Source organism: Actinacidiphila glaucinigra, from assembly GCF_900188405.1.
Lineage (GTDB): Bacteria > Actinomycetota > Actinomycetes > Streptomycetales > Streptomycetaceae > Actinacidiphila > Actinacidiphila glaucinigra.
In genome coordinates, this window is sequence record NZ_FZOF01000010.1 from 114948 (window position 1) to 141617 (window position 26670).

Below are 26670 nucleotides of genomic sequence, written 5' to 3' on the forward strand. Positions count from 1 at the left end.
GGGGCTACCCGCGTACGGCGGGAGTGGCGGCGGCGGTGGCGGTGGCGGTGTCGGTACGGCCGGGTCCGGTGCCGTCGCCCCGCCGGGCGGCCCTCCCGCTGCCGCCGTTCCGGGCGCGCAGGCCGTGCCAGGCGAGCGTCAGGCCCGCGAGGATCAGGAAGCCGAGGCCGCCCGCCACCACGCCGTGCCAGCCGGAGGCCGAGAAGAGCACTCCCGCCACGGCCGAACCGACGGCGCCGCCGCCGAAGACGGCGAACATGTACACCGTGTTGAGGCGACCCCGGATGCCCGGCGCCGCGGTGAAGATGCGGGCCTGGTTGGCTATCTGGCCGCTGGTCACCCCGTAACCGAGGAGGTTGCAGCCGACGGCGAGGACGACGAGCGACCGCCCCGCGACCCCGAAGAGCGCGAAGGCCGCCACCGCCGCGATGACGGAGAGGGTGTTGACCGCCAGCGGCCCCCACCGGTCGGTGAGCCGGCCCGAGTAGCGGGCGGCCAGTGCGCCCGGCACGCTGCACAGGCCGAAGAGGCCGACCACGGCCGGGCCCAGCCCGATCGGCGGCGCGGTGAGGTGGAAGGCGAGCGTGGACCAGAAGGCGGAGAAGGAGGCGAAGACCGTCGCCCCCAGCGCGGCCGACAGGCGCAAGGGGGCGTGGTCCACCAGCAGTCGGGGGAGCGAGGCCAGCAGCCGTCCGTAACCCCCCGAGGCCTCGGCTCCGGCGGGCCGCCCGGCCGGCATGTAGCGGGGAAGGATCAGCAGCAGCGCCGCCGTGGCCGCCGCGGCGACCAGGAAGCCCGCCCGCCAGGTGCCCGCGGCCTGGGCGATGAGCCCGGAGGCGGTGCGCGAGAGCAGGGCGCCCATCGTCAGCCCCGTGCCGACCGCCCCCAGGACCCGCCCGGCCTGGCCGGGCGCGGCCATGGACGCGACCGTCGGCATGATCACCTGCGGGAGCACGGTGCTCGCCGAGAGGACGAGGGTCGCCATGCCCAGCAGCGCGACGGACGGCGCCGCGGCCCCGGCCAGCAGTGCGACGGCGGTCACCGCCAGCAGCACTCTGGACAGCCGGCGCAGCCGGGCCCGGTCCGCGAGCGGTACGACGGCCACGATGCCCAGCGCGTAGCCGATCTGCCCCGCCGTGGCCACGAGCCCGGCGGCGGAGGCGGAGATGCCGAAGCCGCGGGCGATCTGGTCGAGGAGGGGCTGGGTGAAGTAGATGTTGGCGACCGTGATCGCCGTCGCCGTGGCGAAGACGGGGAGGGTTCCCCGCTTGACGTCCGGCCGGGTTGCTGCGGTGGTCATGGGTCCTCGCGGAGGGGTCGCGGGCGGTGGGGCGGTGGGGCGGTGGGGGTGCGGCGCCGGGCCCGCTGCGGTGGGGGCCCGAGTGCCGGGAAGTGTGGATGATTGGAGTCATCCTGATATGCAGGATGATGCGTGTCATCCTTCATGTCAAAGGCCCGGGGAAGGGTCCCCGGGAAGGTGTATGATGTCCGTCATCCACATAGGTCGGCACGGTCCGACGCACATCCGGGAGGTCAGGCGATGGGTCACTCGCAGGCAGCGAAGGCCGAGTCGCGCGAGAAGGTCCTGCGGATCGCGGCCCGCCGGATCCGCGAGGAGGGCATGACCCGCCCCGGCGTCGCCGACCTCATGAAGGAGGCCGGGCTGACCCACGGCGGGTTCTACAAGCACTTCTCGTCGCGCGAGGACCTGATGGGCCAGGCGGCGGCGCTGGCGCTGGCCGACGGCGAGGGCAAGATGGCCGACGCCGCCCGCAGGGACCCCGTGGCGCCCCGCTCGGGGCTGATCGACGCCTACCTCAGCGCCCGCCACCGGGACGCTCCCGGTACCGGCTGCGCCCTGGTGACCCTCGGCGCCACGGCCGGCCGCGGCGACGAGGCGCTGAAGGAGGCGTACGAGCAGCAGGTCCGCAAGTACCTCGAACTCATCGGCGAGGCCGCACAGGGCGGTGACCCCGAGGTGGCGCAGGCCGACGCGATGGTCACCCTCAGCGCCCTCGTCGGCGCGATGCTGATCTCGCGCGCGGTCGCCGACCCCGGGTTCTCCGACGAGATCCTGGCGACGGTCGCCGGACGGCTGAAGGACGCCGACACGCACGTGCCCGCGGAGGTCTGACCGCATCCCCGGAACTCCCGCCGCGCGCCCCGAGGCCCCTTGAGGCACCCGTAGGCGCGGGCGGCGTGCGCGGCCTGAGCGGTGGAGGAATGAACCCTTTCATCGCCTTGTACGGTGGTTAGCGTACGAGTACCGGGAAGCCGCGAGGGCGGACCATGGCGACACGGATCCCCTCCCTGGTCGGCAGGCAGGCCGAGACCGAGGCGATCGAGGCTCTTCTGCGCCCTGCGGACGGCCGCGGCGGCGCCCTGGTCCTGCGGGGCGACGTGGGGATCGGCAAGACGGCGCTGCTGGCCCTCGCCCGGGAACGGGCGGCGGAACAGGGGCGGCGGGTGCTCGCCCTGGCCGGTGTGCAGGCCGAGTCCCACCTGCCGTTCGCCGGGCTCCACCAATTGCTGCGCCCGGTGCTCCAGGAGACCGGCCGCCTCACACAAGCCCGGCGCGAGACGCTGCTGGCCGCCGTCGGCCTCCACGACGCCGGCCGCCCCGAGCCCTTCCGTATCGCCCTCGCCGTGCTCGACCTCCTCACGGAGTGCGCCTCCGGCCGACCGCTGCTGCTGCTCGTCGACGACGTCCAGTGGCTCGACCGGTCCACCAGCGACCTGCTCGCCTTCGTCGCCCGCCGGCTCTCCTCGGACCCCGTGGTGCTGCTCGCCGCCGCCACCCGGGGCGAGACGCAGGCGCCGGTCTGGGAGGGCGTCGAGGAACTGCCGGTGAGCCGGCTCGACGCCGACCACGCCGCGCGGCTGCTGGACGCCGGCGCCCCCGCACTCGCGCCCTTCGTCCGCGCACGGCTGCTGGAGGAGGCCGACGGCAACCCACTGGCCCTCGTCGAACTGCCCCTGGCGGCCGAGGGCCTGGAATCCGTCGCGGTCATCCCGCGCTGGCTGCCGCTGACCGCCAACCTGCAGCGCGCGTTCGAGACCCGGATCCCGGGCCTCCCCGACGCCACCCGCACCCTGCTGCTGGCCGCCGCGCTCGACGCCGAGGCTGCGACCGGCGACGTCCTGAGCGCCGCCGGCGCCGTGACCGGCGGCCCCGTCACCGTCGACGGCCTCGTACCCGCCGTGGAGGCCGGACTCGTCCGCGTCGACCGGGACGCCGTGCGTTTCCGGCATCCGCTGGTCCGGTCGGCGATCCACCAGGCCGCGTCCGTCACGCAGCGCACCGCCGTCCACGCCGCGCTCGCCGCGGTTCACTCCGGCCGTCCCGACAGCGGCATCTGGCACCTGGCCGCCTCCACCGTCCCCCCGGACAAGGCCGTCGCCGAGGGTCTGCAGCGGTGCGGGGAGCGTGCGCTGCGGCGGGGCGCCGTCGTCGCGGCCGTGCACGCGTTCGAGCAGGCCGCCGCCTTCGCCCCGGACGGGCGCCGGCAGGCCGACCTCATGCTGCGCAGCGCGGAGCTGGCCGTCGGCCTCGGCCGCCGTGACCTCGTCCGCCGCCTGGTGCGCACCACCGAGCGGCTGGAGCCGACCGCCAAGGACACGGCCCGTCTGCTGTGGATCTCGGAGTCCCTGACCGTCTGCGGGGGCCGGGAGCCGGTCGCCGTACGGACGCTGCTCCGCGCGGCCGAACGCATGCGCGCCGACGGCGAGACGGCCCTGTCGGTCCGGCTCACGGGTGCCGCGGCCGCCCATCTCTACCGCGGCAACGGGGAGTCCGCGCTCCACGCGGAGGTCCTGCGCACCGCCGACCGGCTGGCCGCCGAACCGGACGGCCGGTGCGACACCACGGGCGCGGCCATGCTGCTGATCGCCGCGCACGCCGCCCCCGTGGAGCGCGCCGCCTCGGTGCTCGAAGCCGCCCGCGCCCTGGCCCACCGCACGGACGACGCCGCGGCGCTGCACACGACGGCCCGCGCGCTCTGGTGCGTCGGAGCGCCCGAACGCGCGGACCCCTTCCTCACCGCGGCCGTCGAACGGCTCCGCCACCAGGGGCGGCTGGCACCGCTCGCGGAGGCGCTGGCCCTGCGCGCCTCGGGACGCGCGGCCACGGGCCGGTGCGACCCGGCGCGCGTCGACGCCGACGAGGCGCGCCGGCTCGCCCGTGAGACCGGCCAGCCCGAATGGGAGGCCACCGCGCTCACCGTGCTGGGCTGCGTCGCCGCCCTGCGCGACGACGCGGCGACCGCCCACCGGCTGATCGGGCACGCCCGGGCCATCGCCGTCCGGCAGAACTCCCCCCTGCTGCACGCGACGGTGCGCATGGCGCGCGGCACGGCGCTGTCCTGCAGCGGGGACCACGCCGAGGCGTACGCCCAGTTGCGGTGGCTGACAGACCCCGCCGACCCGGGGCACCACATGATGACCGCGCTGTGGACCGTGGGCGACCTCGCCGAAGCCGCCGCGCACTGCGGCGAGAAGGACGACGCGCGAGCGGTGCTGGAGCGCCTCGCACCGCTGGCCCGCCGTACACCCGCGGCCCGCGTGCGGCTGGCCGCGCGGCACGCCCGCGCGGTCCTGGCACGGGGGGACGAGGGCGAGGCCGCCTTCCTGTCCGCCCTCGACGCCGACCTCACCGGCTGGTCGCTGGAGCGGGCGCGCCTGCGGCTCGCGTACGGCGAGTGGCTGCGCAGGCGGCGCCGCGTCCTGGAATCCCGCGCCCCGCTGAGGGCCGCCAGGGACACCTTCGACGACCTCGGGGCCGCGGCCTGGAGCCGGCGCGCGCGTCAGGAACTGGAGGCCACCGGGGAGACGACCCGGCAGCGTTCGCCCCGGGCCGCCGACCGGCTCACGCCGCAGGAACTGCAGATCGCGATGCTGGCCGCCGAGGGACTGTCCAACAAGGAGATCGGCGCGCGGCTCTACGTGTCCCATCGCACGGTCAGCACCCACCTGTCGCGGATCTTCCCCAAGCTCGGCGTCACCTCACGCAGCCAGCTGGCCCGCCACTTCCCGCCCGGGCCCTGAGACCGGCGGTGCGGGCGGCCGGCGACGGCAAGCCGTCACGCGGCGGCACGGTCCGCGGGGCCGCCTCCCCTGTCGCCCCTGATGAGGTCGGCCGCCCGTTCCGCGACCGCCAGCACGGTCGCGTTGGGGTGTGCCGACACCGCGGACGGCATCACCGAGGCGTCGGCGACCCGCAGCCCCGACACCCCGTTCACCCGCAGCTCGGGATCGACGACGGCATGGTCGTCCGACCCCATGCGGCAGGTGCCGCCCGGGTGGAAGAAGCTGCCGACGCTGCGCCGTACGTAGGCCTCCAGCAGCCCGTGGCTGAACGCGGCCGGCCCCGGCAGGACCTCCTCCTTCCGCCACACGTTCAGCACCTGCTCGCTGCCGATCTCCTGGGCCATGCGCACCCCTCTGATCAGGCTCTCCACGTCGGAACGCGCGGACAGGAAGTTCGGGTCGACCAGCGGCGCGGTCCCCGGATCGGCTCCGGCCAGCCGCACCGAGCCCCTGCTGCGGGGCGTCATCAGGCCCACGACGAAGCTGTAGCCGTTCTCCGCGCCCACCAGCGCAGGGGGCGCGTACGGCGCGCACAGGAAGAGCAGCTGGATGTCGGGAGCGGTGTCGGCGTGCGTGCTGCACAGGGCCGCGGCGGCGTCGAACGCGGGGCCCGTCGGCGCGGGCACCTCCCTGGACGCGGAGAAGTTGACGACGGTGACCGGGTGGTCGTGCAGATTCCCCCCGACCTCGCGGAGGTCCGCCTGGACGCCGATGCCGTGGGACCGCAGCTCGCCGGCCGGCCCGACGCCCGAGAGCATCAGCAGGTGCGGCGAGCCGATCGCACCCGCGGCGAGCACGACCTCGCGGTCGGCCTCGGCCCGTTCGAGGAAGCCGTCGCGGCGGTACTCCACGCCCGTGCACCGCCCGTGGTGCAGCAGGAGCCGGTGGACCTGCGCACCGGTGACCACGGTCAGGCCCGTCCGGTGCAGCACCGGCCGCAGGTAGGCGTCGGCGGCGCTCTGCCGGGCCCCGTCGACGATGTTCAGGTCCAGCCAGCCACCGCCCTGCTGGCGGCGGCCGTTGAGGTCGGTGCTGATGGGGTGCCCCGCCGCCTGCACGGCGCTCAGGCACGCGGGGGAGAGCGGGTGCACCCGGCGCGGCGGCGCGACCCGCATGGGCCCCTCGGTGCCGCGGAACGCCGGGTCCCGGCCCGCCGCGTGCTCGCTGCGGCGCAGATAGGGCAGCAGGTTGTCGAAGTTCCAGCCGGTCGCGCCCGCCTTCTCCCACGCGTCGTAGCCGCTCCGGTGCCCGCGCAGGTGGACCATGGCGTTGATGCTGCTCGAGCCGCCCAGCGCCTTGCCGCGCGGATAGCGCAGCACGGCACTGCCGGCGCCGCGCTGCGCCACGGTGCGGTCGCCCCAGTCCATCCCGCCGCCGATCAGCCCCATCCACCGCGGCGGCGCGGCCGAGCCCTTCGCCGCCCGCGCCGGCCCCGCCTCCAGGAGCAGCACCCGGGCCCGTCCGTCCTCCGAGAGCCGCGCGGCGAGTACGCATCCCGCGCTCCCGCCACCGACGACGATGTAGTCGTAAGCCGCCATCGCAGACCTCCGTGTCGACGCGTCCGCGGTCGCCCGGTCCTCGGCCGTGGACACAGCAAAAACTAGGGCGAAAGCTGATGAAAGGCGTCCGTCAAGCTACGTAGCGGCGGTCCGTGCGGCGCCCCGCCATCCGTACCGCCGTACGTCATCGGCGCGCAGACCGCCCCGGTGGGACCCGTGAGTGATGTGACGTGCCCGTTACGTCACATATGGGTGGTGTGCGTACGATGGGAAAGGATCAGGACGGGGGCCACCCGGCCCGGGCGTGGACGCCGCGACGGCGGCCTCCCGACGGGCGGCGAGGAGCAAGGGTGACGGTTCAGGACAGGGATCGGCGAAGTCGCCGGATGCTGGCGGGTCTGCTGGCCGACAGCCACCTGATGCCCCTGGAGCAGCTGCCGGCCAAGGTGGCCGCGCACGCCGAACCCGCCGGTCTCGCCCACGTCACGATCTACCTCGCCGACCTCCAGCGCCATGTGCTGCGCAACCTCGTCGAGGAGGGCGCGGACGAGTGCCGGCAACGGAACCACAGTTCCGAGCTGAGGATCGAGGGCACGGTGCCCGGCCGCGCCTTCCAGTACGGCCGGCTGCTCCCCGCCGCCTCCGCCTGCCCCGGCAAGTGCCGCTGGTGGGCACCCCTGCTGGGCGGTTCGGAGCGGCTCGGCCTGCTCCGCGTGACCACCGACGCCGACGACCGCCGCACCCGCGAGGACGTGCAGGCGCTCGCCGACGCGGTGGCGCTCATCATCACCGTCAAGCGCGACTACAGCGACGCCTACGCGCGCACGGTACGCACCGAGAGCATGAACGTGGCCGCCGAGATGCAGTGGCGCCTGCTGCCGCCCCGCTCGTACTCGGACGGCCGGGTGGTCATCTCCGCGGCGCTGGAACCCGCCTACCGGGTCGGGGGAGACGCCTTCGACTACGCTCTCGACGGCCCGCTGGTCCACCTGTCGATCTTCGACGCGATGGGGCACGACACCGCGGCCGGCCTGACCGCGAGCCTCGCCATGGGCGCCAGCCGCAACGCCCGCCGCCGCAAGGCGGAACTCGTCGAGACCACCGAGGAGATAGAGGAGGTGCTGGTCGAGCAGTTCGAGGGGACACGCTACGCCACCGGCGTCGTCGCCCGGCTCGACACCGGCACCGGCCTCTTCGAATGGGTCAACCGCGGCCACCACCCGCCGGTCCTCATCCGGGGCGGCCGCTGGGTCGCCGAACTCGCCTGCGCGCCCGGCGACCCCATGGGCCTGGGCCTGGGGGTGGCGCCGCAGGTGTGCCGCGAACAACTGGAGCCCGGCGACCGCCTGGTGCTGTACACCGACGGCATCCCGGAGGCCCGTACGGTCACCGGCGGAGAGTTCGGGCTCACCGGTTTCCTCGACTTCCTCATCCGCCACCACGCCGACCGCCTGCCCCTGCCGGAGACCCTGTGCCGTCTGATGCGCCGGGTGTCGGAGCACCAGGTCGGCGAGTTCCAGGACGACGCGACGGTGCTGTTCTGCGCGTGGCTCGGCTGCTCCCCGGACGACACCGAACGGGCGGCGGCCGTCGCCGGGGTACCGCTCCCGCAGTCCGCGGCGGACGCGGACCTCCCCGCGGTCCGCGGGATCGGCGGTGAACTCCCCGGACCCGCCGACGTCATGGCGCCGGACCGGCGCTCCTGATCGGGCACCCGGGTGAACCGCCGTTTTCCCCGCCCCACCCCGGGCAGGAGCGGGGACCGGGACGGCGTCGGGCCGTATCCCGCGGCGGAGGGAGGACTGCGATGACCGGCGGTTCCCTGAAGGCGGTCGGCTGGGCCAGGTCCTTCCCGGCGGCGGGCGGAGCGCGTGCGGGCCGCCGCTGGACGCGTGAGCACCTCGCGGCCCTCGGCTGGACCGCGGACGCCCCCGGCACGGTCGACGATCTGCTGCCGAAGGTCTCGGGACTGGGCACCTGCTCTTCCCAGAATGCCCGGGCCTTCAGGCCGGGGGTAATTGGTCTTGAGCTGGAGCTGCGAAGTGGCGGAGTTGGCTGCGCATCTGTCCTGACCTGCACTCTCCTTCGTTGTCAGTGGGGGCTGTTAGGTTCCGGAGTGTGACGATGACAGCGATGGCCGGGCAGGGGTCGGGGCACGCCCGGTTCACCTTTCGGCTGCGAGTGTCGTCCACGGCGGGTGCGGGTTTGGAGGCGGAGTGGGCGCGGTGCCGGTGGGTGTGGAACGAGTGTGTGGCGGTGTCCCGCAGGGTCCACGGCCTGAACAAATCCGCCGGGCAGAAGGTCACGTGCGGCCCGGCGCATCTGGACAGGATGTTGACCGAGGCGAGGCGGTCGATGGCTTGGCTGCGGGAGGGCAGTTCGGTGCCGCAGCAGCAGGTCATCCGGGACTTCGCCAAGTCCCGTGCCAAGGCGTTGAAGGACATCGTGGCGCGGCTGCCGATGGGGCAGCGGGCCGGGATGCCCCGGATCAAACGCAAGCGCGAGGCCGCACCGACGCTGAACTACACTACCCGCGGTTTCCGCATCAAGGACGGACGCCTGCACCTGGCCGGCGGCATCGTGCTGACGGTGGTGTGGTCCCGCGACCTGCCGTCCGCACCCTCGTCGGTACGCGTGTACCGCGACAGCCTCGGCCACTGGTACGCCTCGTTCGTCGTGACCACTGCCGCAGAACCGCTGCCCGCTATCGGCTGCGTGATCGGTATCGACTGGGGTGTCAAGGAGACCGCGACCACGACCAGCGACGCCCACGACCTGCCCCACGCCCAGCACGGCAAGACCGCCGCGCAGCGCCTCGCGCGGTACCAGCGGATGATGGCTCGCCGTAAGCCTGCTCGTGGGCAGTCAGCATCCAGGGGCTACCGCAACGCCAGACATCAGTCGGCGAAGCTGCACAAGCAGGTGGCGCGCCGGCGGCAGGACACCGCCCGCAAGTGGGCCAAGCGCGTGGTGCGTGACCATGACGCGATCGCGGTGGAGGACTTCCGGCCGAAGTTTCTGGCGAAGACGACCATGGCGCGCAAGGCGGCGGACGCGGCGATCGGCGCCACCAAGGCGGCTCTGATCGAGATGGGCCGCAAGCACGGGCGTGACGTGCGCCTGGTGCATCCCGCGCACACCACCATGGACTGCGCGTCGTGCGGAGCGAGAACCAAGCACGCACTTCCTCTTTCCGAACGTACCTACACCTGCACCGCGTGCGGAGCCGTGTCCCCCAGGGACAAGAACTCCGCACGTGTGATGCTGGTCCGGGCTGGTCTCAACCCGGCTGGTGCCGATCGTGTAAGCGCTGGAGGACCGCCGGTCCCCAGCCCACGTGAGCCAGGAATCCCCGTTCCTTAAGGCGGGGAGGATGTCAACAACGCGCACATCCACGCGCACAGCTCCGCCGACCTCGTCCTCACCTGGGACGGCAGCCGCCTGCACGTCAGCGTCCACGACTCCGACGACGAGGTGCCCGCCGTGCGGCTCCCCGAATGGTCCGCCACTGGAGGGCGCGGCCTGGTGCTGGTGAACGCCGTCGCCGACCACTGCCACGCCCGGAGCCAGGCGAAGGGCAAGACGATCACGGCCTGCTTCACACCGCCCGGCGGAGAGCACGCCGAGCCTTCACCAAATCTTCCCGGCCGCCCCGGCCCGGACCGCGCGTCACGGGGCAAGCGCAGGGCAACGACATGCTGCTGAACGGCAACGCGGCCGAACCGGGCCCACGAGGGGGCGTCCATGCGAGCACTCACGGAGCACCTGTCCCTCCGGCTGATCACCGGGACCCGGCGGGTCCTCGATCTGTCGGCGGACTGCCAGTACCGTCCCGACGACCCCTACACCGTCCGGATGCGCTTCGGCCACGGCGACGGTGGCGACGAGGCGGAGTGGGTGTTCTCCCGTGAGCTGCTGCTGGCCGGACTCGCGGCCCCGGCCGGGGACGGCGACGTCCACGTCGAACCCGGCGACCACGCCCACACCCTGATCACCCTCGCCGGGCCCGGGGGCACGGCCGTCCTCCAGGTCGCCACGGGTGAACTCGCCCGCTTCCTGGCCGCGACCGCGGAACTCGTCCCCCTCGGCACCGAGGACACCCGCATCGACTGGGATGCCTGCATCGCCGGGCTCCTCTCCGCCTGAGACGCCCCCTCAGGGTGCGGGCACACCCATCGGGTTCGGGTACGGCAGCGCCCCCGCGCAGGCCCGCGCCACCGTGGACAGCAGCGTGACCAGGTGCTCGACCGCCTCGGGCGCCATCGCCTCCCAGGGCCGCCGGGCGGCGCGGTCGGTGGCCTCCTCCAGCGCACCGTGGGCCTCCCGGCCCGCGGCGGTCGCGGCGCCGTCCGTGCCGAGCAGGCCGCGGGCGGCGAGACGGGCCGCGGCGGCGGCCCACTGCTCGTCGGTCCAGCCGCGGTGCGGCTGCAACTCCGTACGCGGCAGGTCGATGCCCGTGCGCAGCACCAGCGCCTCGCACCCGTCCAGGCCGGCCGCGACGAGCGCCGCGACATGGCCGTCCCCGCGGTGCTCGCGCAGCAGCGTGGCCTGGTGCCAGAGGGCGTCGACCGGGTCGCCGGGGGAGGGGAGCGCCAGGTTCGCGGCGGCGAGCACCCGCCCCGCGATGTCGAGGCCGTCGGTCACCGGACGCAGCAGGTCCACCGCCTCCGCTACGGCGGCCTCCTGCCCCGCCAGCAGCCGCCGCAGCGCCGCGCCCGCCCCGAGTCGGCGAGCCTCCAGGGCGCGTTCGGGCGGAGCGAGCGCCCAGACGCCGGGCAGCGCGCGGGCCACCATGCCGGGCGCGAAGCCGAAGAAGGCGGCCACGACGGGCTCCGGTCCCACCGGGCCGAGGGGCGCCGCGCGACCGGCGAAGTAGCCGCGCCAGTAGCCGCGCAGCCCCGCCTCCTCGTAGGCGGCGCGCGCCTCGGGCGCGAAGTAGGTGACGGCGTGCACCGGTTCGGCGAGCCGCCACACGCGCCGCGCGGTGACGGAGGCGTCCGCCGGCGTGACGGTCCCGCTCACCGCCGGCCACCTCCCGCCGGCAGCTCGGCCGGCAGGCCGCCGCCGACGTCCGTCCTGGCCTCGATCGCCCGCAGGACGGCCACCATGTCCGCCCGTCCGCCGCCCTGTTCCACGGTCTCGTCGAAGAGGGCGTGGCAGACGTCCAGCAGCGGCGAGGCCAGGCCGGACGCGCGGGCCGCCTCGGCGATCAGCCGGTTGTTGTGGAGCACGTCCGACGCGGCGGCCTGCGCGGAGAAGTCGCGCTCCCGCAGCTTGGGCGCCTTCATCCGCGACACCGCGCTGGCCATCGGCCCGGCGTCCAGGACGTCGAGGAACTGCCCGGTGTCCAGGCCCTGCCGTTCCGCGAAGTGGAAGGCCTCGGTGAGCCCGGTGACCATCGTGATGAGGTAGAGGTTGACCGAGAGCTTCATCAGCAGCGCGCCGGGCACCGGTCCGCAGACGAACGACTCCCGGCAGACCGGTGCGAGCAGCGGCCGCACCTCCGCCACCGCCTCCGGGTCCCCGGCGAGCATCGTCACGAGCTGCCCCGCCTCGGCGGGCTTGCGGGAACCGGAGACCGGGGCCTCGACGTAGCGGCCGCCCGCCGCCCGGACGTCGGCCTCCAGACCGCGCGAGTACGCGGGCGACGTGGTCCCCATGTGCACGACGACATGCCCGGCCACCCGGGCGGCGAAGTCCGGGGTGCCACGGCCCAGGACGGCGTCGACGGCGGCGCCGTCGGCGAGCATCAGGACGACCACGCGGGCCCGGTCGAACACCGCGCCGGGCCCGTCCGCGACCTCGGCCCCGGCCGCGCGCAGCGGGGCGCACCGTGCGGCCGCGCGGTTCCAGACCACGAGCCGCGTCCCCGAACCGGCCAGACGGAGCGCCATGGGCTGCCCCATGATCCCCAGGCCGATGAATCCCACGTCCGCCACTGCCCACCGCCGTCCCGGCCGTCCGGCCGATCGACCCGTAGCGTTATGACGGCTGTCATAACGCTATGACAGCCGTCATAATAGACCTCGCGGCGCCGGTCGTCGGCCCGTGCGCGGGCGGGGCGGGAAGGCGGGAGGGGCAGACAGTGGGAGGTCGGCGATGACCGGTTCCGAGCGGGGTCCGCGCGAGCGCATGGTCTTCAGCGCCGCGCAGCTCATCCGGCGCGGCGGCGTCACGGCGACGGGCATGCGCGACGTCGCCGCCCACGCCGGAGCCCCCCGGGGGTCGCTGCAGTACTACTTCCCCGGCGGCAAGGAGCAGATGGTCAACGAGGCCGTCGGCTGGGCCGGCCGCTACGCCGGCAACCGGGTGGCCCGCTTCCTGGCCGCCCTGCCCGAGCCGACCCCCGCCGGGCTGTTCGCCGCCATGGTCGGCCAGTGGACGGACGAGTTCCTGGCGTCCGGCTACGACGCCGGCTGCCCTGTCGCGGCGGCCACCGTGGACTGCGCCGGGACCTCCGCCGCCACCCGCTCGGCGGCGGCCGCAGCCTTCGCGACCTGGACCGGCCCCGTCGCCGGGGCACTGGAGGAGATGGGTGTGCCGGCCGGGCGGGCACCGGCGCTGGCGACGCTGATGATCAGCGCCATCGAGGGCGCCATCGTCATCGCCAGGGCGGAGCGGGACGTACGCGCCCTGACCACCGTGGCCCGCGAACTCGGCCCCCTGCTGGACGCCTCCGTCGTACCGCCCGGCTGAACCGGCCCCTTCCCGCCGGGAGGAGCGGCCACCGGTCGCGCTCGCCCAGCCGGTGCGGGGCGTCGGCCACGGAGCGGAGAACGCTCCGGCCGAGGCCGCTGGACGCGGATGCCCGGGGGCGGCGCGCCACGGCCGCCGGCCGCCCGTCGCTGACGCAGGCCCGGCCGGGAGGACCCGGCGACCGGCCTGCACACGCCGGACCCGTCGCGGCGGCCACGGTCCTGCCGTCGGCCACGGCGCGGAGCGGCGGCAGCCGTCACGCGTCGACCGCGCGGGTGGTCTCGGCCCAGGCGTCCAGGTCTGCCAGGCGCGCGGTGAGGGCGGTGCGCATGGCGTCCGCGCCGGAGATGCCCAGGGCCAGCCGCAGCGGCGGGGTGTCGCTGGCCGCGGCCGCCCGGATGCCCGCCGCGATGCGCGCCGGTGACGCGAAGGCGGTCACGGGCTGTGCGCCGATGGCCTTCTGGACCTCGCGGACGGTCCGGTCGTAGTCGGGGATGGCCGCCGCGATGTCCAGGTTGCCGAGGAACGCGGTGGCGGTGGGCCCCGGCTGGACCATGGTGACCTTGATGCCGAGCGGGGCGAGTTCGTCGGCGAGGGCGTCCGAGAGGCCTTCGACGGCGTACTTCGTCGCCGCCAGGAGTCCGACGCCGGAGTGGGCGCTCTGCCCGTAGAGCGAGGAGCCCTGGAAGACGTGCCCGGAACCCTGGGCGCGCAGCACGGGCAGGGCGGCGCGGAGCACGTTCAGGACGCCGAAGACGTTCGTGTCGAAGATGGCGCGGGCCTGCTCGTCGGTGGCCTCCTCGACGGCCCCGAACAGGCCGTAACCGGCGTTGTTGGAGACCACGTCGAGACCGCCGAAGCGGTCCACCGCCTGCGCGACCGCCGCCGTGACGGCCGCCTGGTCGCGTACGTCGGTGTCGATCAGGAGCAGCCGGTCGGGGTGGGCGGTACGCAGTTCCTCCAGGGCCGCCGTGCTGCGGGCCAGCGCGGCGACGTTCTCGCCGGCGTCGAGCGCCTGGGTGGCCAGTTCGCGGCCGATGCCCGAGGTGGCCCCGGTGATCAGCCAGGTACGCGGCCGGGTCTGAGTGTTCTCTGTCATGTTTACGACCGTAATGGGACGCTTCGGCTTCCTCGACCGCACTCGCCGCGGCGGGCGCGGTCGCCCCCCGCCGCAGGACGGCGTGGCAGGCTGGTGCCCATGTGCGGCCGCTATGTCTCCACCCGACGCCCCGAGGACCTGGTGCAGCAGTTCCGGGTCACCGAATGGAATCCGGAAGCCCTCGTGGCGCCGAACTGGAACGTCGCCCCGACGGACAGCGTCTGGTCGGTCCTGGAGGGCGTCGACCGGGAGACCGGCGCGCTGGAGCGGCAGTTGCGGCCGCTGCGGTGGGGCCTGGTCCCGTCCTGGGCCAAGGACCCGGCGATCGGCTCCAAGATGATCAACGCCCGTATGGAGACCGTCCACGAGAAACCGGCCTACCGCCGCGCCTTCACCCGGCGCCGCTGCCTGCTGCCGGCCGACGGCTTCTACGAGTGGGTCCCGGTCCCGGCCACCGAGGACCGGAAGGCCTACAAGCAGCCCTACTTCATCAGCCCTGAGCAGCAGGACCAGGGCATGGCCTTCGCCGGCCTGTACGAATGGTGGCGGGACAAGGAGGTCGCCGGCGACGACGACCCGGGCGCCTGGCTGGCCACCTGCACGATCATCACCACCGACGCGACCGACGCCGCCGGCCGCGTCCACCCCCGGATGCCGCTGACGATCGCGGCCGCCGACTACGACGCCTGGCTCGACCCCGAGCACCAGGACCCCGGCGAACTCCGCGCCCTCCTGACCGCGCCGGCCGACGGCCACCTGGCCGCCCGCGCCGTCGGCACGGCGGTGAACAGCGTCCGCAACAACGGCCCCCACCTGCTGGACACACCCTCCTGACCGGGCGCCTCGGGCGCATCCCGGGCCCTGCCCGGTCCGCTCTCGGCGCGCCGGGACATCGCCTCAGCATTACGGTTTGAGCAACGGCGTACTCGGCCCGGCCGTCGTCCGGCCCGAGTACGGGCAAGCCCCGAAACCCTGCGTTCTCACCCGGAGCGAGGAGGCCTCAGGATCATGCCGTACGCAACAGCCAAGGACGGGACCCAGATCTTCTTCAAGGACTGGGGGACCGGCCAGCCCGTCGTGTTCTCCCACGGGTGGCCGCTGACCGCGGACGCCTGGGACCCGCAGATGCAGTGGATGGTGGACAACGGCTTCCGCGGCGTCGCCCACGACCGCCGTGGTGGCGGGCGTTCCGGTCAGCCGTGGGACGGCAACGACCTGGACACCTACGCCGACGACCTGGCGGCCGTGATCGAGGAACTCGACCTGCGCGACATCATCCTCGTCGGGCACTCGACCGGCGGCGGCGAGGTCACCCGCTACATGGGGCGGCACGGGACGGGCCGGGTCGCCAAGGCCGTGCTGGTGGGCGCGATCCCTCCGCTGATGCTGAAGACGGAGGCCAATCCCGAGGGTCTTCCGATCGAGGTCTTCGACGAGATCCGCGAGGGCGTGGCGACCGACAGGTCCCAGTTCTACAGGGACCTCAGCGCCGCGTTCTACGGCGCGAACCGCGAAGGGTCGACCGTCAGCCAGGGCACCCGCGACGAGTTCTGGCTGTGGAGCATGACGGTGGGCATCAAGGGCGCCTACGACTGCGTCAAGGCGTTCTCCGAGACCGACACCACCGAGGACCTCAAGAGGATCGACGTCCCGACGCTGATCGTGCACGGAGACGACGACCAGATCGTGCCCATCGTCGCCGCGGGCGCCAAGAGCTCGAAGCTGGTCAAGGGCGCCGTCTACAAGGTGTACGAGGGAGCCCCGCACGGGCTGGCGATGGTGCCGAAATTCGCCGAACGCTTCAACGCCGACCTGCTGGAGTTCGCGCGCGGCTGAGCCTTCCGCGGCCTTCACCCTCGCGCCCCGGGCCGGCCGGGCCGTGACGTCACCCCGAGCGGGAACGGTCGTGCGCCGGGCGGCTCCGGTCGCCCGGCGCGCGGCCCGGCCGGTCCGCCCGGGCGGAGGGCACCGGCGGCGGTCCCGTCCGCGCCTCCCCGGCGGGCGCCCCCCGCCCGCGACGGCGGCGCCGGACGTGCTCGCCGCGCGCCACCAGGCGCAACCGGGCCAGCACGGCGAAGCGTTCCTGCTGCGCGCGGGCGGCCTCGTCCAGCTCCTCCATCAGCCGGTCGGAACGGTGCTCCAGGGCCAGCTCGTCGAGGATGCGGTCCACCTCGGCGAGCAGTGACCCGTGCAGCTGCCAGGCGCCCGGATGCTCCCGCACCCGGTCGAGCAGCATGTCGGCGACCTTCTCCCGGCTCGCGCGGGCCGCCGCGAGCTCCGTGGCCAGCCGGTCCTCGGCCTCCTCGGCGTTGCTGCTCACCTGCGTCGTCACCAGGACGGCGAAGCTGACCAGCGCCCCTCCGAGATGCGCGAAGAGCTCCTCCAGGGCGACCGCCACGTCGCGGTCGAACAGCGGCTCGTCGGCGCCGCGCCGCTTGGCGAGATCGGTCAGCGACCGCGCCAGGACGCGCAGCACCACCACGCAGATCTCCAGGGTGTCCAGACCGGTCCGCAGCACCACCCGCGACAACAGCCCTTCCTTGACACGGGGATTGAGCCGCAGGCTGTCCTCGGCCCGGCGCAGCGCGGTGTCGACCTCGGCGACGTCCTGGTCCAGCCGGCGTGCCTCGTGCAGCCGGGCCGCGGCCCGCTCGACCGCGGTGGGCGAGCCCAGTTCCTCGCCGCAGCACAGCAGGAGATGGCGCATGCGGCGGGCGAGGTCCTCGATGGACGCCCCGGCGGTCCCCACCCACACGGGCGGCGCGAACAGGACGTTGAGCAGCAGACCCACCCCCGCCCCGATGAGGGTCTCCAGTACGCGGTCCCACGCCTGCACCGTCAACTGGCTCACCCCGAGGACCAGCATCGCGCTGATGGCCACCTCGTTGACGAACTCGTCGACCCGCACGAACTGCCCGATGACCAGCGCCGCGAGGATGATCAGCCCCAGGCTCCACCACGTCAGCCCCACCAGTACGCTGAACCCGACGGCGATCAGCACACCGACCACCACGGAGTTCACCCGGCGGATGCCGGTGGTGAGCGTCGAGTACAGCGTCACCTGCACGACGAGCAGCGCGGTGAGCGGCGCCGTGAGCGGGGCGGACTCGCTGCTGACGTGCACGGCGATCACATACGAGATGGTCGCGGCGACGGTGGCCCGCGCGGTCAGCGTGACGACCGGGTCCCGGCAGCGGCGGGCCGACCAGGTCACGGCATCACGTAGAGGCATCTTCTGCCTTTTCCCGAACAAACGCCGCATACACCTGCGAATGCCGCGCGCGGCACGTGGGCGGCGGGTCCGGCGCCGCGGGAACCGGTCCGTTAGGCCGGGAAGCTGTCGAGCGGCTCCGCCGCCAGCAGCGCCGTCAGTTCGGCGCGGTGCAGGCCCGCTATCGGGGCCACCAGGTCCGGGTGCCGGAGGAGGGCGGCCGCCGCGCGGTCGTGGGTGCCCGGGTCGGTGAGCCGGAGGGCGTCGCCGGCGAGGGAGGCGCCGTGCTCGGTGGCCGCGAGGGCCGTCACCGCGGAGGCGGCCAGGTCCGGGTCGGAGAGCAGACAGGCCGCCCAGCTCACGACGACCTCGTCCACCCAGGTCCGCCAGCCGTCCTCGCCGTCCTCCCCGGCGACCCAGGCTCCGGCGATCCGGTCCAGCCGGTCGGCGCCGCCGGGCGCGAGCAGCCCGAGCAGGGCGGCGTCCACCGCCGTCGGATGGCGCAGCGCGGCGGCGACCGTGGCGGCCTGGCGGGCCTGGGCCTCCGTCAGGGCACGGCTGAGCGCTCCACCGGTCGCCGGATAGGCGGACAGCAGCCACCGGGTGGCCGCGGCGATGACCGACGAGAACTCACTGTGCATGCCGAACGAACCGTCCTCCGTGCGCGGGGGTGCCGCGCCCGTCCGGCGCGGCGCGCCCAGCGTACGTAAAACCTCGCTTTCGCGACATGAGCCGCATCACGCCCGCCCCCCGAGGAACCGGCGCAGGGCCCCGGAAGGAACGGGAACCCTGCGCCACCGCCCGCGCGGCCGGCGGTCAGGACCGGCCGCGGCCGCTCACGAAGTCGCGGGCACGGTCGACGAGGCCGGCGCCCGGAGCGATGATCTTGTTGGCGGGAGGGGTGTCCGGCGCGGCGGGGTGGGGCCGGGTCGGGGCGAGGGACTTGGCGCGGCGCACCTTGTCGCCGAGGTCGTCGAGCGCCTCGGGGGAGCAGGCGCTGCCGAGCCGGGGGAAGAGCGTGCCCTCCTCGTCCTGGACGTGCGCGGTGACCTCGTCCATCAGCCGCATCAGCAGGGGGTGGAACCGGCCGTCGTTCGGCGGCAGCTGCTCCAGCTCCTTCAGCAGTTCCTCGATCCTGGCGTGGTCCGCGATCTCCTTGTCCGCGATGCGGTCCCCGCCCTCGACGTGCTCGCGGACGGCCGGGTAGAGGTACTGCTCCTCCGCCACCGAATGCCGCACCAGCTCGATGGTCACCTCGTCCACCAGCTCCCGCAGCGCCGGGTTGCCGGTCGACATCGACTGCATGCGGTCGAAGATCTCCTCGACCTCGCGGTGGTCGGCCAGCAGCTCAGCGATCACGTTTCCGCCGTGTCCCATTCCCTCACGCCTTTCGTGCGGCAGTACGGCCCGGGCGTGCGCCGGGGCCGAACCCCATGCATTCCACCCTCCCGGGGCCCAGCCCACCCGGGGACGCGGTCACCACCCGCCCGGCGGCACCTGATCAGGGGCTTTCCCACGGCCGGCGGTGCGGGTCCGCGCGGGCGATCAGCAGGGCGACGTCGTCGTGCCCGTCCGCGCCGGGCAGCTCCCGCAGGAGCCGGTCGCAGGTCTCCTCCACCGAGGGATCCGGCGCGCCCAGCAGGGCCAGGAGCAGCGCGAGGCGCTCGTCGATCGGGTCGTCGCGGGTCTCCACGAGCCCGTCCGTGTACAGCACCAGGCGGTCGCCGGGCACGAGCGTGATGCTCGCGCTCTCGAACGGGACGCCACCGACCCCCAGGGGCGTCCCCGTGGGCAGGTCGAGCAGTTCGGGGGAGCCGTCGCCGTGCACCAGGACCGGGGGCAGGTGCCCGGCGGTCGCCAGCCGGCACTCGGCGCTGCGCGCGTCGTACAGGGCGTACACACAGGTCGCGATGTACGGGTCGAGGCCGCGCGTGATCTTGTCGAGGTGGGCCAGCACCTGGGCGGGGTCCAGGTCCAGCTCGGCCAGCGTGGAGGTGGCGGTGCGCAGGCGTCCCATGGTGGTGGCGGCCTCGATGCCGCTGCCCATGACGTCGCCGACGACGAGCGCGGTCCGCTCGCCGTCGAGCGGGATGACGTCGTACCAGTCGCCGCCGACCTTGCTCCTGGCCTGGGCGGGCCGGTAGCGCGCGGCGACCTCCAGACCGGGGTGGTGCGGCTGCGGCTGCGGGAGGAGGCTGCGCTGCAGGGTCTCGGCGGTGTTGCTCACCTGCTGGTACCAGCGGGCGTTGTCGATGCACACGGCCGCGCGCGCGGCCAGTTCGCAGGCGAGGGTGAGGTCGTCCTCGTCGAAGGACGTCCGCGTACGGGCCCGGCACATGCCGAGCACGCCCAGCACCTCGCCGCGGGCGATGAGCGGGATCGCCATGCACGAGTGGACCCCGGCGTCGACCAGGAGCCGGGCCGACTCGGGGTCGGGGCTGATCCGTTCGAGGTCGTGCCGGCCGGCGCGGGCGATCATGTGGGGGCGGAGCGTGCGCACGCACAGCGCCGAGAGGTGCTCGGCGTGGTAGGTGACGACGTCGCCGGGGGTGGGGACGGCCCGGGCCGCGTCCGTCGGATAGGCGCTCCTGACCGCGAGGGAGCGGAACACCGGCGCGCCCCGGGGAGGGGCGGGGGCGCGCTGGTCCAGGACGGCGTCGAGGATGTCGACGACCGCCAGGTCCGCCAGTTCCGGCACCACGACCTCGACGAGTTCCCGTACCGTCCGCTCCACCTCCAGGGCGGTGCCGATCCGTGCGGAGCCGTCGGCGATCATCGCCAGCCGGCGCCGGGCGCGGTCGGCCTCCGCGGCCGCGCGGTGCCGGTCGGTGATGTCGACGACGACCTCGGCGATGCCCAGCACGTGTCCGCGGTGGTCCTCCAGCCGGTAGAGGGACACCGCCCAGGCGTGCTCGTCGCGCGGTCCCGCCGGGGTGCGGCCGACGATGTAGCGGTCGAGCATCGGCACCCCCGACGCCAGTACCTGCCGCATCTCCGCCTCCACCGCACGGAACTCGGGCCCGGGCAGGACGCTGCGGAACGTGTTTCCCACGTGGTCCTGGACCGAGATGTCGTGGAACCGCGCGAGCGCGGGGTTGAGGCTGAGGTACCGCAACCCGGTGTCCAGCACGGCGATGCCGATCGGCGACTGCGAGATCAGCCGTGTGGACAGGGCGACCTCCTGCTCCACCTCGCGCATGGTGGTCCGGTCGGTCGCGAGCCCGAGGATGTAGTGGTCGCCGAGGCTGTCCATCAGCCGCATGTTGCGGAACTCCACCAGTCGCCGGCTGCCGTCCTTGCAGCGCACGGGGAAGGACCCCGCCCAGCTCTCGCCGGTCCTCATGACCTCGGCGAACAGCCGGACGACGAGCTTGCGGTGCGCGTCGTGCACCAGCAGATGGGCGGCGTAGCGGCCGACCGCCTCCTCCGCCGTGTAGCCGAACAGCTCCTCGGCCTGCGGACTCCACATGTCCACCCGGCCGTCCCCCTCCAGGAGCACCGCGGCCACACCCAGGAGGTCCATCAGCCCGCTCGGGCTCGTCGAGAGCCCCTCCAGCCGCTCCGGGCCGGTCGTGTACCGATCCGTGTCGCTCATGGTGGGCGCCTCTTCCGCCTGCCGTTCCGGCCGGTCGGTCCGCCGTCCCCCGCCGTTCCCGCCGACGCGATTCCATGGTCCCCCCGGAGCGGTGGCGGCGCACCCCTCGCAGGGGCCCGGCGAGGGGACCGTACGGGCGCCCCGTCCCGGCGCACGTCGGCTTGCGGGGACTGTGTGGGCGGCGCACACAATGGTCAGCGGGTGGGGCTTCTGAGGCGGACGGCGGCGCCGTCCGCCCGCGTGCCGGCCGGGGACGAGTGGAGGAAAGCCCTGTGAGCGTTCTACCGCCCTCGCTCGCCCGCCCCCAGGGCCCGCCGGCGGGCCCGCTGTCCGGACCCGACGGAACGGACGAGGCGAGGCCCCCCGGCCAGGACCCGTCCGGACGGCGCCGCCGGACCCCGACGGTCGTCGTGGGGGAACCGCCCCCGCCACCGGGCGAACCTCCGGACGACGGCGGCGGAGGGGGCGGGGGAGGCGGCGACGGGGACGGCGGAGGACACGAGGGCCCCTGGTGGCGATCGGTGCCCAAGGTGGCGGCGGTCACCGCGGTCGTGGTGGCCGCGGTGGCCCTGGCCGTGGTGTTCACCCGGCCCGGCGGGGTGTCGGGCGGCAAGCAGGGGGAGCTCTTCCTGCAGACGGCGGGCAGCGCGGGACCGAACCCGTTCACGCGGTCGACGGCCGAGGAGACCGCCGCCCCCTCGGCGACACCGGCACTGCCGACCCCGTCGACGACGGGGGGCGCCGTGCGGCAGGTCTACAGCGGCGCCATGCCCGGCCTCTACGGCGGCACGCGCGACGCCGCGAGCTGCGACGTGGAGAAGCAGATCAGCGCCCTGTCGGCGGACCCGGCGAAGAACAAGGCGTTCGCCGGCGTGCTGGGCCTCGAGCCGTCCGGCGTGCCGGCGTACCTGCGGGACCTGACCCCGCTCCAGTTGCGCGCGGACACCCGGGTCACCAACCACGGCTACCGCGGCGGCCGGCCCACCGCCTTCCAGTCGGTGCTGCAGGCCGGGACGGCGGTCCTGGTCGACGACCGGGGCCTGCCCCGGGTGCGCTGCGCCTGCGGAAATCCGCTGACCCGTCCGGTCGAGCAGAAGGGCGGCGCCACGACCGTCGGCCGCGCGTGGCCCGGCTACCAGCCGTCGAGGACCGTCGTGGTGGCCCCGGCGTCCGAGCCGGTGCGGAAGTTCGTGGTCCGCGACCCGGGCACCGGCGAGTGGTTCACCCGGGCCGGCGGCGACGGCAAGGCCTCCGGGGACGAGCCGACGACACCCCCGCGGAACACGCCGTCCGGCAGCCCGTCCGGGTCACCGCGGAGCGGCTCACCCGCCGCCCCGGAGCAGGGCCCCGCCACGCCGACGGGCGAACCGGGCGGGACCGCCCCGCAGTCCCCGCCGGCCGGCACGGGCCCCGCCCCGCGCAGCCCCGAGCCCGGAACGCCCGGAACACCCGGAACGCCGGGCGGCCCCCCGCCCGGCGGTACGGGCCCCGGACAGCCGACCGGCCCGGCCGCGTCGCAGTGACGCCGCGCCGGGCCGGAGGCCGCCGTGGCTGGGCCCGGGTCCCGCTCAGTACGTGCTGAAGTCGGCCATCATCGCCATGTCCTCGTGCTCGAGGTTGTGGCAGTGGATCATGAACTTGCCCGCGTAGTCGGTGAAGCGGACCGCCACCTCGACGGTCTCGCCCGGACCCGTCGCCACGGTGTCCTTCCAGCCCGCGTCGAACGCGCCCGGTTTCTTGCCGTTGCGGGACAGCACCCGGAACGCGTCGAGGTGCACGTGCACCGAATGGAAGAACACCGAGGTGAACTTCCAGATCTCGACCGTGCCGAGCTTCACCCGGGCCAGCGAGCGGCCGGGCTTGTACGGCAGGCCGTTGATCGTCCAGCCGTCGCGCGAGTGCCGGAAGGCGAAGGTCCGGTGGGCCACGGCCTTGCTGGGGTCGAGGACGGTGGCCGGGTAGTGCGACAGCCGCTTGGGGATGTGGGTGTCGTCGTGCGGCTTCCGCGAGGACGGCGAGACGTCGAAGCGCATGACCTGCGCGGTGCTGCCGCTGCCGAAGCGGTTGACCAGGCGCACCTTGGTGCCGGGCCGGTAGCGGGCGAAGTCCACGATGATGTCGAAGCGTTCGGCCGGGGCCATGCGCAGGCTGTCGTGGGCCAGCGGGGTGCCCAGCAGTCCGCCGTCACTGCCGATCTGCAGCAGGCCCCTGCCGCCCGGCGGCGGCGGGTCGAGCTCCAGACGGAAGTCCCGGACGTTGCAGCCGTTGAGGAAGCGCAGCCGGTAGCGCTGCCGCCGGACCCGGTGCACCGGCCATGGGGCGCCGTTGACGAGGATGACGTCGCCCATCATCCCGAAGTGGTGCGAGTGCACGACGCCCGGCTTGTGCATGCCCGAGTCGACCGCGGGGTAGAGCAGCCCCCCGTTCTCGCCGAACGCCCGGTCGGCCAGCAGCAGCGGGATGTCGCGGGAGCCGCGCGGCAGGTCGAGCCCGTCCTCCTCGTCGTCCGTCAACAGGTGGAACCCGGCAAGACCGCGGTACACCGCCGGGCCGGTGTAGCCCATGCGGTGGTCGTGGTACCAGAGAGTCGCCGCGCGCTGCAGCATCGGGTAGGTGTAACTGCGCTGGCCGTGGCTGAGGTTCCCGGACGAGCCGTGCATCTCCGGCATGCCCGCCATCGCGTCGTCGTAGGACATGGCGCTGCCGACCGGCATCGTCAGGTCGATCGGGTACCCGTCGCTCTCGGCAGGAGTGTGACCGCCGTGCAGATGGACCACGGTCGGCTGGGGCAGCTCGTTGCGGTGCGTGACGACCGTACGGCGCCCCGAACGGGAGACGATCGTGGGCCCGGGGAAGAGGCCGTCGTACGTCCAGCACTTGGTGCGCAGTCCGGGGAGGATCTCCAGCCTCGCCTCGCGCTGCGTCATGTTGTAGTAGTCGGTCGTCGCGGTCCGCAGCGTGGGCTCGAGGACCGGCGGGACCGGCAGGGGTACCTGGAACGGGCGCGGGAGCCGGGCCTTGCTCCGCAGGATCCCGCCCGGTGGTACATCGGCCAGCGGTGTGCCCGCCCAGGCCCGGCTCGCCGCCGCGCCCGCCCCGACCACGGCCGCCCCCGCGGCGAGAAAACGGCGCCTGCCGATGCCTTCGATCACGTAGGTCTCCCAAATGTGACGATTTGCGCAATTTTTCGGTCGGCGACACAATAGCCCGCCCGAGCCCCGCGCAACGGCGCCACACGCGGGCCCCGTGAACAACCTTCGGACCCGCCGGCCGCCCGCCCACCGCGCGTCCGATCCCCGAAACCGCCCTCCCGGCCCGGCTCAGGACCGCCGGCGGCCCCGCCCCACGGCGTCGTGCCGGGGGGACAGGACCCCCGTGCCGATGCCGGCCAGGACCAGCCCGGCCGCCAGCAGCAGCCCCTGCGGCAGCGCGATGCCGATCAGGATCCAGGCGAGCGCCACCGCCTGCAGGAACCAGCCCATGCGGCGCCGGTACTCGCGTGGCGCGCAGGGGCGGCCGGTCCGCAACCCCTCGGCGAAGCGGGGGTCCGTGCGCCTCGTCTCGGCCTCGAGGTCCTCGATGGCCCTGTGCAGGTGCGGCATGGTGTCCTCCTCCCGGAGCGGTGGGCCCTGTCACCTCCACCGTCGCCCGTAGCCGCCCGCGGAACCATCGGGGCCGGCACCCAATCCAGCGGCCTGGAAATGGGTGCCGGCCCCGATGGTTCCGGCCCCCGGCCCGGGGCAGGCTGGAAGCGGGACCCGGGTGCCCCGCCGCCCACGGCGGGAGGGGCGCGGCAGCCCGCCCGCGCAGGACGTCACGGCCGTGTCGGCGGACAGTGGAGGGAGGCCCCCGAGGAAGGCGGGACCATGTCGCTGTACTGGCGGATCTTCCTGCTGAACGGCGCGGTGCTGGTCGTCGCCGCGGTGCTCCTGCTCGGCCCCGTCACGGTCTCCACGCCCGTGCTGCTGGGCGAGGCGCTGGTGCTGGGTGTGGGGCTGGCCGCGATGCTCGTCGCCAACGCCCTGCTGCTGCGCGTCGGGCTGGCACCGCTCCAGCGACTGAGCCGGGCGATGAACTCCGCCGACCTGCTGCGCCCCGGCGGCCGCCCCGCCGTCACCGGATCGGGTGAGATGTCCGCACTGATTTCCACGTTCAACACGATGCTCGACCGTCTGGAGTCCGAGCGCGCCACCACCAGCGCCCGCGTGCTGTCCGCCCAGGAGGCCGAACGGCAGCGGATCGCCCAGGAACTCCACGACGAGGTCGGCCAGACCCTCACCGCCGTCGTCCTGCAACTGGGGCGCAGTGCGGACCTGGCCCCCGACCCCCTCAAGGACGACCTGCGGCAGGTGCAGGAGACCACGCGCGCCGGGTTGGACGAGATCCGCCGCATCGCGCGCCGTCTGCGCCCCGGCGTCCTGGAGGAACTCGGCCTGCACAGCGCACTGCGCGCCCTGGCCGGCGAGTTCACCACCCCAGGACTCACCGTCGTGGAGCAGTGGGGGCCCGCGCTCCCCGCGTTCGACGACGAGACCGAGCTGGTCCTCTACCGGGTCGCCCAGGAGGCCGTCACCAACGCGGCCCGGCACTCGGGCGCGGACCGCGTGGAGATACACCTCGGCGCCGCCCCAGGAGGCGGGGCCGAACTCCTGGTCAGGGACAACGGCAAGGGCATCGGCGACGCCCCCGAGGGCGCCGGGATGCGCGGCATGCGCGAACGGGCCCTGCTCATCGGCGCGACGCTGACCGTCGGTGCCGCCCCCGGCGGTGGCGCCGGCATCCGGCTCGACGTGCCCGCGCCGGCGGCGGACGGCCCGCGATGACCGCGCCGCCGCCCACCCGCATCCTCCTCGCCGACGACCACGCGCTGGTGCGGCGGGGCGTGCGGCTGATCCTCGACGGCGAACCCGACCTGACCGTCGTCGCCGAGGCCGGTGACGGCGCCGAGGCCGTCGCCAGGGCCCGCGCGGAGCCCGTCGACCTGGCCGTACTGGACATCGCCATGCCCCGTATGACCGGCCTGCAGGCCGCCCGGGAACTGAGCAGGCTCCGTCCCGACCTGCGCATCCTCATCCTGACGATGTACGACAACGAGCAGTACTTCTTCGAGGCCCTCAAGGCCGGGGCCAGCGGATACGTCCTGAAGTCCGTGGCCGACCGCGACCTGGTGGAAGCCTGCCGGGCCGCCGTGCGCGACGAACCCTTCATCTACCCCGGCGCCGTGACCACCCTGATCCGCAGCTACCTCGAACGCGCCCGCCAGGGAGAGCCCCTGCCGGCCCGTGCCATCACCGAGCGCGAGGAGGAGATCCTCAAGCTCGTCGCCGAGGGCCACACGTCCCAGGAGATCGCCGACCTGCTCTTCATCAGCATCAAGACGGTCGAGCGCCACCGCGCCAACCTCCTGCAGAAGCTCGGTCTGCGCGACCGCCTGGAACTCACGCGCTACGCGATCCGGGCCGGGCTCATCGAGCCCTGACCCGGC

23 protein-coding genes are annotated in these 26670 nt (G+C 74.3%); 12 read left to right on the plus strand and 11 right to left on the minus strand.

All coding sequences use genetic code 11. From position 1 onward, the window contains the following. Nucleotides 1-4: 4 nt before the first annotated feature. Nucleotides 5-1300: an MFS transporter gene (locus tag CHF15_RS21845; protein WP_089225536.1), complete on the minus strand. Its 1296-nt coding sequence runs from the start codon at nucleotides 1298-1300 to the stop codon at nucleotides 5-7. Nucleotides 1301-1540: 240 nt separating this feature from the next. Between CHF15_RS21845 and CHF15_RS21850 the strand changes: the two genes are divergently transcribed. Then, entirely contained in the window at nucleotides 1541-2134 is a 594-nt protein-coding gene (locus tag CHF15_RS21850; RefSeq protein WP_179279901.1) for a TetR/AcrR family transcriptional regulator, read from the plus strand. A gap of 155 nt (nucleotides 2135-2289) precedes the next feature. After that, the gene (locus tag CHF15_RS21855) at nucleotides 2290-5043 is read left to right on the plus strand and encodes an AAA family ATPase (protein ID WP_089225538.1); all 2754 of its coding nucleotides are present in this window, start codon (nucleotides 2290-2292) and stop codon (nucleotides 5041-5043) included. Between the two features lie 35 nt (nucleotides 5044-5078). On the opposite strand, the gene CHF15_RS21860 is transcribed toward CHF15_RS21855, so the two are convergent. After that, on the minus strand, nucleotides 5079-6623 hold the full coding sequence (locus tag CHF15_RS21860) for a GMC family oxidoreductase (RefSeq protein ID WP_089225539.1): 1545 nt from the start codon (nucleotides 6621-6623) through the stop codon (nucleotides 5079-5081). A gap of 311 nt (nucleotides 6624-6934) precedes the next feature. Here CHF15_RS21860 and CHF15_RS21865 point away from each other — a divergent pair, with 311 nt between their 5' ends. From CHF15_RS21865 to CHF15_RS21885, 4 genes are all read left to right on the plus strand, one after another. Continuing rightward, the gene (locus tag CHF15_RS21865; protein WP_322975692.1) at nucleotides 6935-8290 is read left to right on the plus strand and encodes a PP2C family protein-serine/threonine phosphatase; all 1356 of its coding nucleotides are present in this window, start codon (nucleotides 6935-6937) and stop codon (nucleotides 8288-8290) included. A gap of 418 nt (nucleotides 8291-8708) precedes the next feature. Next, nucleotides 8709-9947 carry an RNA-guided endonuclease InsQ/TnpB family protein gene (locus tag CHF15_RS21875; protein ID WP_245938965.1) on the plus strand — a complete coding sequence of 413 codons (1239 nt, stop codon included), beginning with the start codon at nucleotides 8709-8711 and terminating at the stop codon, nucleotides 9945-9947. 27 nt (nucleotides 9948-9974) lie between these two features. Beyond that, a complete protein-coding gene (locus tag CHF15_RS46585; RefSeq protein ID WP_410169655.1) occupies nucleotides 9975-10289 on the plus strand; it encodes an ATP-binding protein in 315 nt (104 codons plus the stop codon). Between the two features lie 39 nt (nucleotides 10290-10328). Continuing rightward, entirely contained in the window at nucleotides 10329-10730 is a 402-nt protein-coding gene (locus CHF15_RS21885; protein WP_089225541.1) for an SsgA family sporulation/cell division regulator, read from the plus strand. 9 nt (nucleotides 10731-10739) lie between these two features. Here CHF15_RS21885 and CHF15_RS21890 read toward each other — a convergent pair whose 3' ends face one another. Next, nucleotides 10740-11606: an SCO6745 family protein gene (locus CHF15_RS21890; protein WP_089225542.1), complete on the minus strand. Its 867-nt coding sequence runs from the start codon at nucleotides 11604-11606 to the stop codon at nucleotides 10740-10742. Then, nucleotides 11603-12523: an NAD(P)-dependent oxidoreductase gene (locus CHF15_RS21895; protein WP_089225543.1), complete on the minus strand. Its 921-nt coding sequence runs from the start codon at nucleotides 12521-12523 to the stop codon at nucleotides 11603-11605. The genes CHF15_RS21890 and CHF15_RS21895 overlap by 4 nt, the downstream gene beginning before the upstream one ends. Before the next feature lie 160 nt (nucleotides 12524-12683). Between CHF15_RS21895 and CHF15_RS21900 the strand changes: the two genes are divergently transcribed. Next, nucleotides 12684-13280 carry a TetR/AcrR family transcriptional regulator gene (locus tag CHF15_RS21900; RefSeq protein ID WP_089225544.1) on the plus strand — a complete coding sequence of 199 codons (597 nt, stop codon included), beginning with the start codon at nucleotides 12684-12686 and terminating at the stop codon, nucleotides 13278-13280. A gap of 256 nt (nucleotides 13281-13536) precedes the next feature. On the opposite strand, the gene CHF15_RS21905 is transcribed toward CHF15_RS21900, so the two are convergent. Continuing rightward, nucleotides 13537-14379 carry an SDR family NAD(P)-dependent oxidoreductase gene (locus CHF15_RS21905; protein WP_089225545.1) on the minus strand — a complete coding sequence of 281 codons (843 nt, stop codon included), beginning with the start codon at nucleotides 14377-14379 and terminating at the stop codon, nucleotides 13537-13539. 99 nt (nucleotides 14380-14478) lie between these two features. Here CHF15_RS21905 and CHF15_RS21910 point away from each other — a divergent pair, with 99 nt between their 5' ends. Beyond that, entirely contained in the window at nucleotides 14479-15213 is a 735-nt protein-coding gene (locus CHF15_RS21910) for an SOS response-associated peptidase (protein WP_089225546.1), read from the plus strand. Nucleotides 15214-15387: 174 nt separating this feature from the next. Next, the gene (locus CHF15_RS21915; RefSeq protein WP_089225547.1) at nucleotides 15388-16215 is read left to right on the plus strand and encodes an alpha/beta fold hydrolase; all 828 of its coding nucleotides are present in this window, start codon (nucleotides 15388-15390) and stop codon (nucleotides 16213-16215) included. Nucleotides 16216-16264: 49 nt separating this feature from the next. Here CHF15_RS21915 and CHF15_RS21920 read toward each other — a convergent pair whose 3' ends face one another. From CHF15_RS21920 to CHF15_RS21935, 4 genes are all read right to left on the minus strand, one after another. Further along, nucleotides 16265-17611, minus strand: a complete 1347-nt coding sequence (locus tag CHF15_RS21920) for an FUSC family protein (protein ID WP_089225548.1) — start codon at nucleotides 17609-17611, stop codon at nucleotides 16265-16267. Between the two features lie 92 nt (nucleotides 17612-17703). Beyond that, the gene (locus tag CHF15_RS21925; protein WP_179279902.1) at nucleotides 17704-18231 is read right to left on the minus strand and encodes a hypothetical protein; all 528 of its coding nucleotides are present in this window, start codon (nucleotides 18229-18231) and stop codon (nucleotides 17704-17706) included. A gap of 175 nt (nucleotides 18232-18406) precedes the next feature. Continuing rightward, nucleotides 18407-18967, minus strand: coding sequence for a hemerythrin domain-containing protein (locus tag CHF15_RS21930; protein WP_089225550.1), 561 nt, complete (start codon nucleotides 18965-18967; stop codon nucleotides 18407-18409). 124 nt (nucleotides 18968-19091) lie between these two features. After that, on the minus strand, nucleotides 19092-21185 hold the full coding sequence (locus CHF15_RS21935) for a SpoIIE family protein phosphatase (protein WP_089225551.1): 2094 nt from the start codon (nucleotides 21183-21185) through the stop codon (nucleotides 19092-19094). A 272-nt stretch (nucleotides 21186-21457) separates the two neighbouring features. Here CHF15_RS21935 and CHF15_RS21940 point away from each other — a divergent pair, with 272 nt between their 5' ends. Next, nucleotides 21458-22708, plus strand: a complete 1251-nt coding sequence (locus CHF15_RS21940; RefSeq protein WP_245938956.1) for a DUF6777 domain-containing protein — start codon at nucleotides 21458-21460, stop codon at nucleotides 22706-22708. A gap of 45 nt (nucleotides 22709-22753) precedes the next feature. Here CHF15_RS21940 and CHF15_RS21945 read toward each other — a convergent pair whose 3' ends face one another. Together CHF15_RS21945 and CHF15_RS21950 are read right to left on the minus strand one after the other, a co-directional pair. Continuing rightward, entirely contained in the window at nucleotides 22754-24337 is a 1584-nt protein-coding gene (locus tag CHF15_RS21945) for a multicopper oxidase family protein (protein WP_089225553.1), read from the minus strand. Between the two features lie 168 nt (nucleotides 24338-24505). Beyond that, nucleotides 24506-24787 (minus strand): DUF3040 domain-containing protein, encoded by a 282-nt coding sequence (locus tag CHF15_RS21950; protein ID WP_089225554.1) that lies wholly within the window; start codon nucleotides 24785-24787, stop codon nucleotides 24506-24508. Between the two features lie 264 nt (nucleotides 24788-25051). On the opposite strand from CHF15_RS21950, the gene CHF15_RS21955 reads away from it, so the two are divergent. Together CHF15_RS21955 and CHF15_RS21960 are read left to right on the plus strand one after the other, a co-directional pair. Beyond that, nucleotides 25052-26008, plus strand: a complete 957-nt coding sequence (locus CHF15_RS21955; protein ID WP_089225555.1) for a HAMP domain-containing sensor histidine kinase — start codon at nucleotides 25052-25054, stop codon at nucleotides 26006-26008. Further along, on the plus strand, nucleotides 26005-26664 hold the full coding sequence (locus CHF15_RS21960) for a response regulator (protein WP_089225556.1): 660 nt from the start codon (nucleotides 26005-26007) through the stop codon (nucleotides 26662-26664). Before CHF15_RS21955 ends, CHF15_RS21960 begins: the two co-directional genes overlap by 4 nt. The last annotated feature ends 6 nt before the right edge of the window (nucleotides 26665-26670 follow it).